The sequence below is a fragment of the Pseudomonas sp. BP01 genome, from assembly GCF_022760795.1.
In the GTDB taxonomy this organism is placed as follows: Bacteria; Pseudomonadota; Gammaproteobacteria; order Pseudomonadales; family Pseudomonadaceae; genus Aquipseudomonas; species Aquipseudomonas putida_Q.
This window is the reverse complement of record NZ_JAFBKA010000042.1, coordinates 20,721-36,086: the sequence shown is the minus strand read 5'-3', so window position 1 is coordinate 36,086 and position 15,366 is coordinate 20,721. Positions and strand designations below refer to the sequence as shown.

The following is a 15,366-nucleotide window of genomic DNA, read 5'->3' as shown; positions in this document are numbered from 1 at the left end:
AGCGCATTCTCGGCGTTTGAAATGTTAAGATCGGGTCTGGCACCACGCCAGACCCGATTTTCATTCCAGGCCCCGTGAACATGTTCCAGCCCTCCCCCTGGCGTGCCGACTTCCCCGCCATCGCCGCCCTGCAACGGCAGCACCAGACCTACCTGGACAGCGCCGCCACCACCCAGAAGCCGCAAGCCCTGATCGATGCCTTGAGCCATTACTACGCCCATGGTGCGGCCAACGTGCACCGTGCCCAGCATCTGCCCGGTGCACTGGCGACCCAGGCCTTCGAAACCAGCCGCGACAAGGTCGCCGCCTGGCTGAATGCCGCGGACTCACGGCAAATCGTCTTTACCCACGGTGCCACCTCGGCGCTGAACCTGCTGGCCTATGGCCTTGAGCACCGCTTCGAAGCCGGTGACGAAATTGCCATCAGCGCCCTGGAACACCATGCCAACCTGCTGCCCTGGCAACAGCTGGCGCGCCGGCGCAACCTGCGCCTGGTGGTACTGCCGCTGGATGCCCATGGCCACATCGACCTGAACCAGGCACTGCAACTGATAGGCCCTCGCACCCGGGTGCTGGCGTTGAGCCAGTTGTCCAACGTGCTGGGCACCTGGCAGCCACTGCCGGCCCTGCTGGCCCATGCCCGCGCCCAAGGGGCGCTAACCGTGGTCGATGGTGCCCAGGGCGTGGTGCATGGTCGCCACGATGTGCAGCAACTGGGCTGCGACTTCTATGTGTTCTCCGGCCACAAGCTGTACGGCCCGGACGGCGTCGGTGTGCTCTATGGCAGCAGCCAGGCCCTGGAACTGCTGCGACACTGGCAGTTCGGTGGCGAAATGGTGCAACTGGCCGAGTACCAGAGCGCCAGCTTCCGCCCGGCACCGCTGGGGTTCGAGGCGGGTACGCCGCCAATCGCCGGGGTGATCGGCCTCGGCGCAACCCTGGGTTACCTGGCAAGCCTCGACGCCCTGGCTGTCGAAGCCCACGAAACCAGCCTGCACCAACACCTGCTGCGCGGCCTGGCCGACCGTGAGGGCGTGCGGGTGCTGGGTACGCCCCAGACAGCCCTGGCCAGTTTCGTCATCGAGGGCGTGCACAACGCCGATATCGCGCACCTGCTCACCGAACAAGGGATTGCCGTGCGTGCCGGGCACCACTGCGCCATGCCGCTGCTCAAGGGGCTGGGCCTGGAGGGAGCGATCCGGGTGTCGTTGGGCTTGTACAACGACAGTGATGACTTGACGCGCTTCTTTACGGCGCTGGATCAGGGCCTGGAGTTGCTGCGATGAGCATGCCGGAACAGGCGCGCCAGGCGCTGGAAGCGTTTGAGCAGGGCAAAGGCTGGGAACAGCGCGCACGGCTGCTGATGCAGTGGGGCGACCGCCTGGAGCCGCTGGCCGAAACTGACAAGACCGAAGCCAACCGGGTGCATGGCTGCGAAAGCCTGGTCTGGCTGGTGGCCGAACTCGTCGATGGGCAGTGGCGGTTCAAGGCCAGTAGCGATGCACGCTTGTTGCGCGGGCTGCTGGCGTTGTTGCTGGTGCGGGTGCAGGGTTTGACCAGTGAAGCGCTGGCCAGGATTGATCTTCGTGAGTGGTTCACCCAACTGGGCCTTGAGCGCCAACTGTCACCGTCACGCAGCAACGGGCTGCATGCGGTGTTGCAGCGGATGGCGGAGTTGGCGTCCAACCACTAAATCCAAGGCATACGCTGCTCCCTGTAGGAGCGGCCTTGTGTCGCGATGGGGCGCGCAGCGGCCCCAGATTTTCAGCTCCGCCGCTAAGATTGCCGGGGCCGCTTTGCGGCCCATCGCGACACAAGGCCGCTCCCACAAGGACCGAGTTGGCCTGTGAATGATTACTCAGGCTTGATCCGCTCCGAAGGCCGCCGCGCACCCGCCACCAGTTTCTCGATCGCCTTGCTCGCCGCCACCATGCCAAAGGTCGCGGTCACCATCATCACCGCACCAAAGCCACCCGAGCAGTCCAGCCTTACCCCCTCCCCCACAAAGCTTTTCTGCAGGCAAACGCTGCCATCACCCTTGGGGTAACGCAGCTGTTCGCTGGAGAACACGCAGGGCACGCCATAGTTGCGGCTGACATTACGCGAAAAGTTGTAGTCGCGACGCAGGGTAGAGCGCACCCGCGAGGCCAGCGGGTCGTTGAAGGTCTTGTTCAGGTCGGCGATCTGGATCTGTGTCGGGTCGATCTGCCCACCAGCGCCACCGGTAGTGACGATGGCGATCTTGCGCCGCCGGCACCAGGCAATCAACGCAGCCTTGGCCATGACGCTGTCGATGCAGTCGATTACACAGTCCAGCTGCTCGTGGATGTGCTCGGCCATGGTTTCACGGGTGACGAAGTCGGCCACCGCATGCACCGTGCACGCCGGGTTGATCGCCCGCAGGCGCTCGGCCATGACCTCCACCTTGGGCCGCCCCACCTGCCCTTCCAGGGCATGGGCCTGGCGGTTGGTGTTGCTGACGCAGACGTCGTCCAGATCAAACAGGGAAATTTCACCCACGCCGCTGCGGGCCAGCGCTTCGGCCACCCACGAGCCAACCCCGCCAATACCGACCACGCCCACATGGGCCTGGCCCAGGCGTTGCAGCCCCTGGTCGCCATACAGCCGGGCAACGCCGGCGAAGCGTGGATCTTCTGTGCTCATGTTCATACCCCAAAAAACCGGCGCGCATTATATGCCAGCGGGCCCATGGCCTGCATCGTTAGGAAAGACACTACCAACCCTGCTTTAATGTCCTATCACTTCGACACAAATGGACGACAATGTCTTCACGTAAATTCGGCCTGAACCTGGTTGTGGTGCTGGCCATCGCCGCGCTGTTCACCGGGTTCTGGGCACTGATCAACCGCCCGGTCTCCGCACCCGCCTGGCCAGAGCAGATCTCTGGCTTTTCGTATTCGCCTTTCCGCCTGGGCGAAAGCCCGCAGAAGGGCCAGTACCCCACTGACGACGAGATGCGCCAGGACCTGGAGCAGTTGAGCAAACTGACCGACAGCATCCGTATCTATACGGTGGAAGGCACCCAGGCCGATATCCCGCGTCTGGCCGAGGAATTCGGCCTGCGCGTGACCCTGGGGATATGGATCAGCCCGGACCTGGAGCGCAACGAGCGCGAAATCGCCACGGCCATCCAGTTGGCCAACACCTCGCGCAGCGTGGTGCGGGTAGTGGTCGGCAACGAGGCGCTGTTCCGTGAGGAAGTCACCCCGGAAAACCTGATCAAATACCTGGACCGGGTACGCGCAGCCGTCAAGGTACCTGTGACCACCAGCGAGCAATGGCACATCTGGAAGGAAAACCCCGAGCTAGCCAAGCACGTCGACCTGATTGCCGCGCACATCCTGCCCTACTGGGAATTCGTCCCGATGAAGGATTCGGTCGAGTTCGTGCTCGACCGCGCCCGTGAGCTGAAGCACCAGTTCCCGCGCAAACCGCTGCTGCTGTCCGAGGTCGGCTGGCCGAGCAACGGCCGAATGCGCGGTGGTGCCGATGCCAGCCAGGCCGACCAGGCCATTTACCTGCGTACCTTGGTCAACACCCTCAACCGCCGTGGCTACAACTACTTTGTCATCGAAGCCTATGACCAGCCGTGGAAGGCCAGCGACGAAGGCTCGGTAGGCGCCTACTGGGGCGTGTACAACGCCGAGCGTCAGCAAAAATTCAACTTCGACGGCCCCGTGGTCGCGATCCCGCAGTGGCGTGCCCTGGCGGTAGCCTCGGTGGTGCTGGCGATGATTGCGCTGATGGTGCTGTTCATCGACGGCTCGGCGCTGCGCCAGCGCGGCCGCACATTCCTCACCTTCATCACCTTCCTGTGCGGGTCGGTGCTGGTGTGGATTGCCTATGACTACAGCCAGCAATACAGCACCTGGTTCAGCCTGACCGTGGGCGTGCTGCTTGCCCTTGGCGCGCTGGGCGTGTTCATCGTGCTGCTGACCGAGGCCCATGAACTGGCCGAGGCCGTATGGATACACAAGCGCCGACGCGAGTTCCTGCCGGTGCAGGCCGACAGCGCCTACCGGCCCAAGGTGTCGGTGCATGTGCCGTGCTACAACGAGCCACCCGAGATGGTGAAGCAGACCCTCGACGCCCTGGCCGCGCTCGACTACCCCGACTACGAAGTGCTGGTGATCGACAACAACACCAAGGACCCGGCCGTGTGGGAGCCGCTGAAGGCGCACTGCGAAAAGCTCGGCGAGCGCTTCAAGTTCTTCCACGTCGCGCCACTGGCCGGCTTCAAGGGCGGCGCGCTGAACTACCTGCTCCCGCACACGGCCAAGGACGCCGAAGTGATCGCGGTGATCGACTCGGACTACTGCGTCGACCGCAACTGGCTCAAGCACATGGTGCCGCATTTCGCCGACCCGAAAATTGCCGTGGTGCAGTCGCCGCAGGACTACCGCGACCAGCACGAAAGCGCCTTCAAGAAGCTGTGCTACAGCGAGTACAAGGGTTTTTTCCACATCGGCATGGTCACCCGCAACGACCGTGACGCCATCATCCAGCACGGCACCATGACCATGACCCGGCGCACGGTACTGGAAGAGCTGGGCTGGGCCGAATGGTGCATCTGCGAGGACGCCGAGCTGGGCCTGCGCGTGTTCGAGAAGGGCCTGTCGGCTGCCTACGCCCACAACAGCTATGGCAAGGGTCTGATGCCCGACACCTTCATCGACTTCAAGAAGCAGCGCTTCCGCTGGGCCTACGGTGCCATTCAGATTATCAAGCACCACGCCAGCGCCCTGTTGCGCGGCAAGGGCAGCGAGCTGACGCGTGGCCAGCGCTACCACTTCCTGGCCGGCTGGCTGCCGTGGGTCGCCGACGGCATGAATATCTTCTTCACCATTGGCGCGCTGCTGTGGTCAGCAGCAATGATCATCGTGCCGCACCGCGTCGACCCGCCGCTGATGATCTTCGCCATCCCGCCGCTGGCGCTGTTCTTCTTCAAGGTCGGCAAGATCATCTTTCTTTACCGCCGCGCGGTGGGGGTGAACCTCAAGGACGCCTTCGCCGCAGCGCTGGCCGGCCTGGCGCTGTCGCATACCATTGCCAAGGCGGTGCTGTACGGCTTCTTCACCAGCAGCATGCCGTTTTTCCGCACCCCAAAGAATGCCGACAGCCATGGGCTGCTGGTGGCACTTTCCGAGGCGCGGGAAGAGCTGTTCATCATGTTGCTGCTGTGGGGTGCGGCGCTGGGTATCTACCTGGTGCAGGGGCTGCCGAGTTCGGACATGCGCTTCTGGGTAGCGATGCTGCTGGTGCAGTCATTGCCATACGTGGCGGCGCTGGTGATGGCGTTGCTGTCTTCGCTGCCCAAGCCGCAGGCAAAAGCTGCCGAACCGCAGCAGGCTTGAGATTGCCGGGGGCGCTTTGCGCCCCTATCGCGACGCAAGGCCGCTCCCACAAGGAACCGCATGCCCATGTGGGAGCGGCCTTGCGTCGCGATAGGGCCGCAAAGCGGCCCCATTGGCCCTTCGGTTTGATATAAGATAACGCCCCTCAGATTTTCCCGCCTTGCCTTGCCCCGGAGTTCCCCATGACGGCCCCTGCCGAGCTCTCGCCTACCCTTCAACTGGCCTGCGACCTGATCCGTCGCCCCTCGGTCACCCCTGTCGACGCCGACTGCCAGGCGCAGATGATGAAGCGCCTGGGCGCCGTGGGCTTCGAGCTCGAGCCGATGCGCATTGAAGACGTAGACAACTTCTGGGCCACACACGGCAGCCAGGACGGCCCGGTGCTGTGCTTTGCCGGCCACACCGACGTGGTACCCACCGGCCCGGTGCAGCAATGGCAGCACGAACCGTTCGAAGCGCTGATCGACGCTGACGGCATGCTCTGCGGCCGTGGCGCCGCCGACATGAAAGGCAGCCTGGCCTCCATGGTGATCGCCAGCGAGCGCTTCGTGCACGACTACCCGAACCACCGCGGCAAGGTCGCCTTCCTGATCACCAGCGACGAGGAAGGCCCGGCCCACCACGGCACCAAGGCAGTGGTCGAACGCCTGAAAGCGCGCAACGAACGCCTGGACTGGTGCATCGTCGGCGAACCCTCCAGCACCACCCTGCTGGGTGACGTGGTCAAGAACGGCCGCCGTGGCTCGCTGGGTGCCAAGCTCACCGTGCGCGGCAAGCAGGGCCACGTGGCCTACCCGCACCTGGCACGTAACCCGATCCACCTTGCCGCCCCGGCCTTGGCGGAACTGGCAGCCGAGCACTGGGATGAAGGCAACGCGTTCTTCCCGCCGACCAGCTTCCAGATCTCCAACCTCAATTCCGGCACCGGCGCCACCAACGTGGTACCGGGCGACCTGACCGCGCTGTTCAACTTCCGCTTTTCTACCGAGTCGACCGTCGAGGGCCTGCAGGCGCGGGTGTCGGCGATTCTCGACAAGCATCAACTGGACTGGTCGATCGACTGGGCGCTGTCGGGCCTGCCGTTCCTCACCGAGCCCGGCGAACTGCTCGATGCCGTGGCACACAGCATCAAGGGCGTCACCGGCCGCGATACCCAGCCGTCCACCAGCGGCGGCACCTCCGATGGCCGCTTCATCGCCACCATGGGTACCCAGGTGGTCGAGCTTGGCCCGGTCAACGCCACCATTCACCAGGTGGACGAGCGGATCCTGGCCAGCGACCTCGACCTGCTGACCGAAATCTACTACCAGACCCTGGTTCGGTTGCTCGCCTGATGCTCGCCTGCCCTCTTTGCCAGGCGCCGCTGAGCCGGCTCGACAACAGTGTGGTGTGCCCGGCCGGTCACCGCTTCGACCGCGCCCGCCAGGGTTACCTGAACCTGCTGCCGGTGCAGCACAAGAACAGCCGCGACCCGGGTGACAACCAGGCCATGGTCGAGGCCCGCCGCGACTTCCTCGACGCTGGCCACTACGCCCCGGTCGCCCTCCGCCTGGCCGAGCTTGCCGCCGAGCGCCAGCCAGGCGCCTGGCTGGACATCGGCTGCGGCGAGGGTTACTACACCGCGCTGCTCGCCCAGGCTCTGCCGGCTGCCGACGGTTATGCCCTGGACATCTCCCGCGAGGCGGTCAAGCGGGCCTGCCGCCGCGCGCCGGAGGTTACCTGGATGGTCGCCAGCATGGCCCGCGTGCCGCTGGCCGACGCCAGTTGCCAGTTCATTGCCAGCGTGTTCAGCCCACTGGACTGGGCCGAAGCCAAACGCCTGCTCAGCCCCGGCGGCGGCCTGATGCGGGTCGGCCCGACCAGCGGCCACCTGATGGAGTTGCGCGAGGTGCTCTACGATGAAGTACGCCCTTACGCTGACGACAAGCACCTGGCCCTCGTCCCCGACGGCATGGCCCACGCCCACAGCGAAACCCTCGAGTTCCGCCTGAACCTGGCCGTGCCCAAGGCGCGCGCCGACCTGCTGGCCATGACCCCGCACGGCTGGCGCGCCAGCGCCGAAAAACGCGCCCGGGTGATCGACCAGCCCGAGCCGTTCGAGGTCACGGTTTCCATGCGTTATGACTATTTCGTGCGCCAAGACTGAGCACACCCGGAGCCCTTATGCGCCAACCAGATATCGAGATCTACCTGAAGGACGCCGACGTCGACCACAAGCAGATTGCCGAGTGGCTCGCCCAGGCGATTGGCCCCTGCAGCGAATGGCAGCAGAAAGGTCAGACGTTCAAATGCAAGGCCGGTAACATTCCGGTCACCTGGTTACCCAAGGCTGTAGGGAAATGGAACAGCCTGTACCTGGAAAGCGACCAGACGCCATGGGCCGATGATGTCGCCTGCGCCCGCGCTGCATTTGCCGCACTGGGTGTGGAAGTGCGCTGCGCGCCGGGTGGCTGGGTCGAGGAAGACGGGGAAGAAGATGCCGACCGCTGGGTGCGCATCAGCGCCGACGGTGAAGAGGAAATCACCTGGCGCACAACCTGAAAATACAGCCTTGCTCGTTTCTGTAGGAGCGGGCTTGCCCGCGAACACGGGCCATGCCCGTGGCAGCCACCGTGGTGGCTGCTTTGCGGGCAAGCCCGCTCCTACGGCTTGAAACCAGAGGCTCAGAGCCCTACTACGTCTTCGGCTTGCAGGCCTTTCTGGCCCTGCACGCAGGAGTACTCAACCCGCTGCCCCTCGACCAGGGAACGATGCCCCTCACCGCGGATCGCCCGATAGTGGACGAATACATCCGCACCACCTTCGCGCTGAATGAAGCCAAAGCCTTTGGCATCGTTGAACCACTTTACATTCCCAGTCTCACGAGACGACATCTGAACTACTCCGGATTTTTATTGTGAAGATCGCCTTGCAGGCATGAGCTCACGGTCCCCTGCCAACGCCGCTTGCTGAAATATCCTGCAAGTGGCAGGCCGAGTATATGACACAGAACAAAAAAAATTGATGACGGTCCCGCCGTTGGCCGATTTTTGCTGAACTTACGCCGATACGGCAGACTAAATAGCTGGATACTCACCTGAAAATCACACCCAGGGCACACACCCCATGACCCGTTCCCCCCTGCACCGCCTGATCTTCGGCGGCCTGCGTCGCCTGTTGTACCTGTGGGTGCGCTCCGAGACCATCAACCAGTCTTCCATGACCCTCAACCTCGACCGCAGCCGGCCGGTGTTCTATGCACTGCCCTCACCCTCGCTCACCGACTTGGCCGTGCTCGACCACGAGTGCACCAAGGCGGGGCTGCCGCGCCCGGTGTTGCCGGTGGCTGTCGGCCCGCTGCAGGAGCCGGCCGGGTTCTTTTACCTGACCCCCGACCCGGACTGGCTTGGTCGCCAGGACAAAAGCGGCGCCCCGCCCACGCTTGAGCGCCTGGTGGCTGCCGTCAGCCAGCATGCCGAAGAAGATGCGCAGATCATTCCGGTGAGCGTGTTCTGGGGGCAGACCCCGGCCAGCGAATCCAGCCCATGGAAGCTGCTGTTCGCCGACAGCTGGGCGGTGACCGGGCGCCTGCGCCGGCTACTGACCGTGCTGATTCTGGGGCGCAAGACCCGGGTGCAGTTCTCCGCGCCGATCCACCTGCGCGAACTGGTGCAGCACAACAAAGGGCACGAGCGCACCGTGCGCATGGCCCAGCGCCTGATGCGCGTGCATTTTCGCAACCTCAAGACCGCCGTCATCGGCCCGGATATCTCGCACCGGCGCAACCTGGTCAAAGGCCTGATCCATGCCCCGCAGGTGCGTCAGGCCATCGCCGACGAGGCCCAACGCGAGAACCTGCCGCTGGCCAAAGCTGAAGCCCAGGCGCTGCGTTATGGCAACGAGATCGCCTCGGACTACACCTACACGGTCATCCGCTTTCTCGAAGTGGTCCTGAGCTGGTTCTGGAACAAGATCTACGACGGCATCAAGGTCAACCATATCGAACAGGTTCAGGGCATAGCCCCCGGCCACGAGGTGATCTACGTGCCGTGCCACCGCAGCCACATCGACTACCTGCTGCTGTCGTACCTGCTGTTCCGCAACGGCCTCACCCCACCGCACGTGGCCGCAGGCATCAACCTCAACATGCCGGTGGTGGGTAACCTGCTGCGCCGTGGCGGCGCCTTCTTCATGCGCCGCACGTTCAAGGGCAACCCGCTGTACACCGCCGTGTTCAACGAGTATTTGCACACCCTGTACACCAAAGGTTTCCCGGTCGAGTATTTCGTAGAAGGTGGCCGCTCGCGTACCGGGCGCATGCTGCAACCGCGTACCGGAATGCTGGCCATTACCCTGCGCAGCTTCCTGCGCTCGTCGCGCACGCCGGTGGTGTTCGTGCCGGTGTACATCGGCTATGAGCGCGTGCTCGAAGGCCGCACCTACCTGGGCGAGCTGCGCGGTGCCAGCAAAAAGAAGGAGTCGGTGTTCGACATCTTCAAAGTGTTTGGCGCGCTCAAGCAGCGCTTTGGCCAGGTCTACGTCAACTTCGGCGAACCGATCCGCCTCGCCGGTTTCCTCGATGAGCAACAGCCCGGCTGGCGTGAACAGGATCACGGCCCGCAGTACCGCCCAGCCTGGCTCAACGCCGCCACCACCCGCCTGGGCGAAACCGTGGCCCGTCACCTCAACGAGGCGGCCGCCATCAACCCGGTCAACCTGGTGGCCCTGGCGCTGCTGTCCACCAGCCGCCTGGCCCTGGACGAACGCGCCCTGACCCGCGTGCTCGACCTTTACCTGGCATTGTTGCGCCAGGTGCCCTACTCGCCGCACACCACCCTGCCCGACGGCGACGGCCAGGCACTGATTGAACATGTGCGCAGCATGAGCCTGGTGGCCGAGCAGAAGGACGCCCTGGGCCGCATCCTCTACCTGGATGAAGGCAATGCGGTACTGATGACCTATTACCGCAACAACGTGCTGCACATTTTCGCCCTGCCGGCGCTGCTGGCCAGCTTCTTCCTCAGCAGCTCGCGCATGAGCCGCGAACTGCTGGGCCAGTATGTGCACGCGTTGTACCCGTACCTGCAGGCGGAACTGTTCCTGCGCTGGACGCCAGAGCAACTGGACGAGGTGATCGACCAATGGCTGGCCGCGCTGGTCGAGCAAGGCCTGCTGCGCCAGGAGAACGACGTGTACGTACGCCCGGCGCCCAGCTCGCGGCAGTTCGTGCTGCTGACCCTGCTCGCCCGCACCATCACCCAGACCCTGCAGCGCTTCTACATGGCCACCTCGCTGCTGCTCAACAGCGGGCAAAACACACTCAGCGCCGAAGCGCTGGAAGACCTGTGCGTGATGATGGCCCAGCGCCTGTCGATCCTGCATGGCCTGAATGCCCCGGAGTTCTTCGACAAGACGCTGTTCCGCCACTTCATCCAGACCCTGCTCCAGCAAGGCGTGCTGCATGCCGACGGGCAAGGCAAGCTGGGTTACCACGACAAGCTCGCCGAGCTGGCCGAGGGCGTGGCCAAGCGTGTGCTGTCGGCCGAGCTGCGCCTGTCGATCCGCCAGGTGGCCCTGCACCGTGACGATGGCCTGGAAACTTCGACCCTCTAACGGTTCATCTACCGGTAAAATCCGCTAAAGTCCCTGGGGTTGGCCACAAGCCAGCTCCAAGGACCTATGGAGATTCCATGAAAAAGCTCTTTATGCTGTGTTGCGCATCCCTGCTCGCAGCCTGTTCCAGCCAAACCCCATCCACCCAGGCCAGCCTGGACGGTGAAGTCTTCTACCTGCAGCGTATTGCCCTGCCGCCTGCGGCTACCTTGAGCGTGGAGCTGCAGGATGTTTCGCTGATGGACGCCCCTGCCGTGACCCTCGCCCGCCAGGCCGGCCCGGTCAAAGGCAACGTGCCGCTGCCGTTCCACCTCAGCTACGACCCAGCCCAGGTCAAACCCGGCCACCGCTATGCAGTGAGTGCGCGCATCGAGCTGGATGGCAAGCTGCTGTTCATCAATACCGAACACCATGGTGTCATGCTCGACGGCAGTGACCCGAAATCTGTACGCATCAAGGTCGACCCGGTTCGCTGACACCCGTTTTCATCTGTTTACAAGGAAAGCTTCATGATCCGCACTTCCCTGCGTTTTTCCACCCTGTGCGCCGGCCTGCTGCTGTCGGCCAGCGCACTGGCCCTGTCGCTGGGCGACCTGAGCCAGAAAGACGCCACTGGCGGCCTGAAAGATACCCTGACCCAGGGCGCGCAGCTGGCCGTCAAGCAGTTGAGCACCCCGGGTGGTTTCAGCAATAACCCCGACGTGCGCATCGAATTGCCGGGCAACCTGGGCAAAGCGGCCAAGGCCATGAAGATGTTCGGCAAAGGTGCACAGGTCGATGCCCTTGAAGCCAGCATGAACAAGGCCGCTGAAGCCGCCGTGCCGCAGGCCCAGGCGATTCTGGTGGATGCCGTGAAGAACATGAGCGTGACGGATGCCAAAGGCATCCTCAGCGGCGGTGACGACTCGGCCACTCAGTACCTGAACAAGAGCAGCCGCGAGCAGATCCGCGCGAAGTTCCTGCCAATCGTCAAGCAGGCCACCGACAAGGTCGGCCTGGCCCAGCAGTACAACAACTTCGCCGGGCAGGCGGTGGCATTGGGCGTGGTTGACGCCAAGAGCGCCAGCATCGAGAACTACGTGACCGAGAAGGCGCTGGACGGCCTGTTCGAGATGATTGGCAAGCAGGAGCAGACCATTCGCCAGAACCCGGCGCAGGCCGCTACCAGCCTGGCCAAGAAGGTCTTCGGCGCCCTCTGATCCGCAACGCGGCCGCAGTACCCTCGTAGGAGCAGCCTTGTGCTGCGAAGAGGCCGGGACAGCAAGATGAATTTTCATTTGCTGCACCGGCCTCTTCGCAGCACAAGGCTGCTCCTGCAGGGCGATGAGGTCAGTCAGGTTTTCTTCACCCTGAACCACGCCGCATACAATGCCGGCAGGAACAACAGGGTCAACGCCGTGGCCACGATCAAGCCACCCATGATCGCCACCGCCATCGGCCCGTAGAACACGCTACGCGACAACGGGATCATCGCCAGCACCGCCGCCAGCGCGGTCAGCACGATCGGCCGGAAGCGCCGCACCGTGGCTTCGATGATCGCCTGCCAACGCTCCATCCCTGCCGCAATGTCCTGCTCGATCTGGTCCACCAGGATCACCGAGTTGCGCATGATCATCCCCGCCAGGGCAATGGTGCCCAGCATGGCGACAAAGCCGAACGGCTGGCGGAACACCAGCAGGAACAGGGTCACGCCAATCAGCCCCAGCGGTGCGGTGAGGAATACCATTACCGTGCGCGAGAAGCTGCGCAGCTGGATCATCAGCAGGCTCAGCACCACCACCACGAACAGCGGCATGCCTGCGTTCACCGACTTCTGCCCACGCTCGGAGTCTTCAACCGTACCGCCCACTTCCAGCAGGTAGCCATCCGGCAGCTTGGCGCGTATTTCCTGCAGGGTCGGCTCGATCTGTTTCACCAGCGTGGCCGGTTGCTCCTTGTCGTAGATATCGGCGCGCACGGTCACCGTCGGCAAGCGGTTGCGGTGCCAGATGATGCCTTCCTCGAAGCCGTACTCCAGGGTCGCTACCTGCGACAGCGCCACGCTCTGGCCGTTGTCGGTCGGCAGTGCCAGGCTGCCGAGGTTACCCAGTTCGCCACGCTCCTGCTGGGTGCCGCGCAGCAGGATCTCGATCAGCTCGTTGTCCTCGCGGTACTGGCTGACCGTGGTGCCGGTCAATGAGCTTTGCAGGAAGCTAGACAGGTGCGCGGTGCTCACGCCCAAGGCGCGGGCGCGGTCCTGGTCGATTTCGAGGAACACGGCCTTGCTGGGTTCTTCCCAGTCCAGGTGCACGTTGACCACATGGGGGTTCTCGCGCACCTTTTCGGCCACTTCGCGGGCCAGCGCACGGGCCTTCTCGATGTGCTCGCCGGTGACCCGGAACTGCACCGGGTAACCCACGGGCGGGCCGTTTTCCAGGCGCGTGACGCGGGCACGCAGGTCGGGGAACTGCTGGTCCACGGTGCTGATCAGCCAGCTGCGCAGGCGCTCGCGGTCCTCCATCGACTTGGCCAGTACCACAAACTGGGCAAAGCTGGCTGCAGGCAGCTGCTGGTCCAGCGGCAGGTAGAAGCGCGGCGAGCCGGTGCCCACGTAGGCCACGTAGTTATCGATGCCGTCCTGCTGCTTGAGCAGTGCCTCCAATTGCTTGACCCGCTCGGCGGTATTGGCCAGCGAGGCGCCTTCAGCCAGCTTCAGGTCAACCATCAGCTCCGGGCGCCCTGAGGCCGGGAAGAACTGCTGGGGCACGAAGCGGAACAGCAGGATGCTGCCGACAAAGGCCGCGATGGTCAGCAGGATCACCGTCTTGCGCCGCCGCACGCACCATTCAACCACCCGCCGCACACGCTGGTAGAACGGCGTGGCGTAAGGGTCTGGCGCGTGGCCGTCCTTGCCATGGCGCGCAGCGTGCAGCTTGGCCAGGTCTGGCAGCAGGCGCTCGCCCAGGTAGGGCACGAACACCACCGCCGCCACCCACGAGGTCAACAGGGCGATGGTCACCACCTGGAAGATCGAGCGGGTGTATTCGCCAGTGCTGGAAGCAGCAGTGGCGATGGGCAAGAAGCCTGCCGCAGTGATCAAGGTACCGGTCAACATCGGGAAGGCAGTGCTGCTCCAGGCATAGCTGGCTGCCTTGAGCCGGTCGTAGCCCTGCTCCATCTTGATCGCCATCATTTCCACGGCAATGATCGCGTCGTCCACCAGCAAGCCCAGCGCCAGCACCAGCGCGCCCAGGGAAATCTTGTGCAGGCCGATGCCAAAGTAATGCATGGCAGCAAAGGTCATGGCCAGCACCAGCGGGATGGCCAGCGCCACCACCAGGCCGGTGCGCAGGCCCAGCGAGAAGAAGCTCACCAGCAGCACGATGACCAGCGCCTCGACCAGCACCTGGACAAATTCGCCCACACCGGCCTTGACCGCAGCAGGTTGGTCCGAGACTTTGCGCAGCTCCATGCCGGCCGGCAGGTTGCGCGCCACGCGCTCGAACTCGCCTTCCAGGGCCTTGCCCAGCACCAGGATGTCGCCGCCGTCCTTCATCGACACGGCCAGGCCAATGGCGTCCTCGCCCATGAAGCGCATGCGCGGGGCGGGTGGGTCGTTGAAGCCACGGTGCACTTCGGCCACATCGCCGATGCGGAACGTGCGGTCACCTACGCGGATGGGGAACTGGCGAATCTGCTCCACGCTGTCGAAGCGCCCGCTCACTCGCAATTGCAGGCGCTCGCTGGGCGTCTCGAAGAAGCCGGCGGTGCTCACCGCGTTCTGCTCCTGCAGGGCCTGCTGCACAGCCTCCAGGGGTACGCCGAGGGTGGCCAGCTTGAGGTTGGACAGCTCGATCCAGATTTTTTCGTCCTGCAGGCCCACCAGCTCGACCTTGCCCACATCCTTGACCCGCTGCAGCTGGATCTGGATGCGGTCGGCGTAGTCCTTGAGCACCGCGTAGTCGAAGCCCTTACCGGTCAGCGCATAGATATTGCCGAAGGTGGTGCCAAACTCATCGTTGAAGAACGGGCCCTGGATCTCCGGTGGCAGGGTGTGGCGAATGTCCGCGACCTTCTTGCGGATCTGGTACCACAGCTCGGGGATGTCCTTGGAATGCAGCGAGTCGCGGGCCATGAAGGTGACTTGCGATTCGCCGGGGCGCGAGAACGAGACAATCTTCTCGTACTCGCCGGTTTCCATCAGCTTTTTCTCGATACGTTCGGTGACCTGGCGCGACACTTCCTCGGCGCTGGCGCCCGGCCACAGGGTACGAATGACCATGGCCTTGAAGGTGAATGGCGGGTCCTCGCTCTGGCCGAGCTTGGTGTAGGACATGGCGCCAATGGCCGCCAGCAGGATCATCAGGAACAGGACGATCTGGCGGTTGCGCAGCGCCCAGGCAGAAAGGTTGAAACCCAT

General features: G+C 64.1%; 12 protein-coding genes. 9 read left to right on the top strand and 3 right to left on the bottom strand.

The features are described from left to right. Nucleotides 1–80: 80 nt before the first annotated feature. Complete coding sequence (locus JOY50_RS26155) at nt 81–1,286, top strand: cysteine desulfurase (protein WP_243056061.1); 1,206 nt, start codon at nt 81–83, stop codon at nt 1,284–1,286. After that, nucleotides 1,283–1,693, top strand: coding sequence for a SufE family protein (locus JOY50_RS26150; RefSeq protein ID WP_132843688.1), 411 nt, complete (start codon nt 1,283–1,285; stop codon nt 1,691–1,693). The genes JOY50_RS26155 and JOY50_RS26150 overlap by 4 nt, the downstream gene beginning before the upstream one ends. Before the next feature lie 161 nt (nt 1,694–1,854). On the opposite strand, the gene tcdA is transcribed toward JOY50_RS26150, so the two are convergent. Continuing rightward, on the bottom strand, nt 1,855–2,664 hold the full coding sequence (gene tcdA / locus JOY50_RS26145) for a tRNA cyclic N6-threonylcarbamoyladenosine(37) synthase TcdA (RefSeq protein ID WP_162465285.1): 810 nt from the start codon (nt 2,662–2,664) through the stop codon (nt 1,855–1,857). Nucleotides 2,665–2,783: 119 nt separating this feature from the next. Here tcdA and JOY50_RS26140 point away from each other — a divergent pair, with 119 nt between their 5' ends. From JOY50_RS26140 to JOY50_RS26125, 4 genes are all read left to right on the top strand, one after another. Further along, on the top strand, nt 2,784–5,375 hold the full coding sequence (locus JOY50_RS26140; RefSeq protein WP_132843691.1) for a glycosyltransferase: 2,592 nt from the start codon (nt 2,784–2,786) through the stop codon (nt 5,373–5,375). 182 nt (nt 5,376–5,557) lie between these two features. After that, entirely contained in the window at nt 5,558–6,709 is a 1,152-nt protein-coding gene (gene dapE / locus JOY50_RS26135) for a succinyl-diaminopimelate desuccinylase (protein ID WP_019471073.1), read from the top strand. After that, a complete protein-coding gene (locus JOY50_RS26130) occupies nt 6,709–7,521 on the top strand; it encodes a putative RNA methyltransferase (protein WP_132843694.1) in 813 nt (270 codons plus the stop codon). Before dapE ends, JOY50_RS26130 begins: the two co-directional genes overlap by 1 nt. A gap of 17 nt (nt 7,522–7,538) precedes the next feature. Continuing rightward, nucleotides 7,539–7,916, top strand: coding sequence for a hypothetical protein (locus JOY50_RS26125; RefSeq protein ID WP_019471071.1), 378 nt, complete (start codon nt 7,539–7,541; stop codon nt 7,914–7,916). A gap of 122 nt (nt 7,917–8,038) precedes the next feature. Here JOY50_RS26125 and JOY50_RS26120 read toward each other — a convergent pair whose 3' ends face one another. Continuing rightward, nucleotides 8,039–8,248: a cold-shock protein gene (locus tag JOY50_RS26120; RefSeq protein WP_016501179.1), complete on the bottom strand. Its 210-nt coding sequence runs from the start codon at nt 8,246–8,248 to the stop codon at nt 8,039–8,041. A gap of 232 nt (nt 8,249–8,480) precedes the next feature. Here JOY50_RS26120 and plsB point away from each other — a divergent pair, with 232 nt between their 5' ends. The 3 genes from plsB to JOY50_RS26105 all read left to right on the top strand — a co-directional run bounded on the left by plsB (nt 8,481) and on the right by JOY50_RS26105 (nt 12,166). Continuing rightward, complete coding sequence (gene plsB / locus JOY50_RS26115) at nt 8,481–10,967, top strand: glycerol-3-phosphate 1-O-acyltransferase PlsB (protein ID WP_132843696.1); 2,487 nt, start codon at nt 8,481–8,483, stop codon at nt 10,965–10,967. 77 nt (nt 10,968–11,044) lie between these two features. Continuing rightward, complete coding sequence (locus tag JOY50_RS26110; protein WP_019471069.1) at nt 11,045–11,443, top strand: YbaY family lipoprotein; 399 nt, start codon at nt 11,045–11,047, stop codon at nt 11,441–11,443. A 33-nt stretch (nt 11,444–11,476) separates the two neighbouring features. Continuing rightward, on the top strand, nt 11,477–12,166 hold the full coding sequence (locus JOY50_RS26105; RefSeq protein ID WP_019471068.1) for a DUF4197 domain-containing protein: 690 nt from the start codon (nt 11,477–11,479) through the stop codon (nt 12,164–12,166). A 134-nt stretch (nt 12,167–12,300) separates the two neighbouring features. On the opposite strand, the gene JOY50_RS26100 is transcribed toward JOY50_RS26105, so the two are convergent. After that, nucleotides 12,301–15,366, bottom strand: a complete 3,066-nt coding sequence (locus JOY50_RS26100) for an efflux RND transporter permease subunit (protein ID WP_132843699.1) — start codon at nt 15,364–15,366, stop codon at nt 12,301–12,303.

Bases quoted from the DNA above. Each gene is read 5' to 3' on its own strand.
- JOY50_RS26155 (WP_243056061.1), top strand. From the start codon at position 81: ATGTTCCAGCCCTCCCCCTGGCGTGCCGACTTCCCCGCCATCGCCGCC.
- JOY50_RS26150 (WP_132843688.1), top strand. From the start codon at position 1,283: ATGAGCATGCCGGAACAGGCGCGCCAGGCGCTGGAAGCGTTTGAGCAG.
- tcdA (WP_162465285.1), bottom strand. From the start codon at position 2,664: ATGAGCACAGAAGATCCACGCTTCGCCGGCGTTGCCCGGCTGTATGGC.
- JOY50_RS26140 (WP_132843691.1), top strand. From the start codon at position 2,784: ATGTCTTCACGTAAATTCGGCCTGAACCTGGTTGTGGTGCTGGCCATC.
- dapE (WP_019471073.1), top strand. From the start codon at position 5,558: ATGACGGCCCCTGCCGAGCTCTCGCCTACCCTTCAACTGGCCTGCGAC.
- JOY50_RS26130 (WP_132843694.1), top strand. From the start codon at position 6,709: ATGCTCGCCTGCCCTCTTTGCCAGGCGCCGCTGAGCCGGCTCGACAAC.
- JOY50_RS26125 (WP_019471071.1), top strand. From the start codon at position 7,539: ATGCGCCAACCAGATATCGAGATCTACCTGAAGGACGCCGACGTCGAC.
- JOY50_RS26120 (WP_016501179.1), bottom strand. From the start codon at position 8,248: ATGTCGTCTCGTGAGACTGGGAATGTAAAGTGGTTCAACGATGCCAAA.
- plsB (WP_132843696.1), top strand. From the start codon at position 8,481: ATGACCCGTTCCCCCCTGCACCGCCTGATCTTCGGCGGCCTGCGTCGC.
- JOY50_RS26110 (WP_019471069.1), top strand. From the start codon at position 11,045: ATGAAAAAGCTCTTTATGCTGTGTTGCGCATCCCTGCTCGCAGCCTGT.
- JOY50_RS26105 (WP_019471068.1), top strand. From the start codon at position 11,477: ATGATCCGCACTTCCCTGCGTTTTTCCACCCTGTGCGCCGGCCTGCTG.
- JOY50_RS26100 (WP_132843699.1), bottom strand. From the start codon at position 15,366: ATGGGTTTCAACCTTTCTGCCTGGGCGCTGCGCAACCGCCAGATCGTC.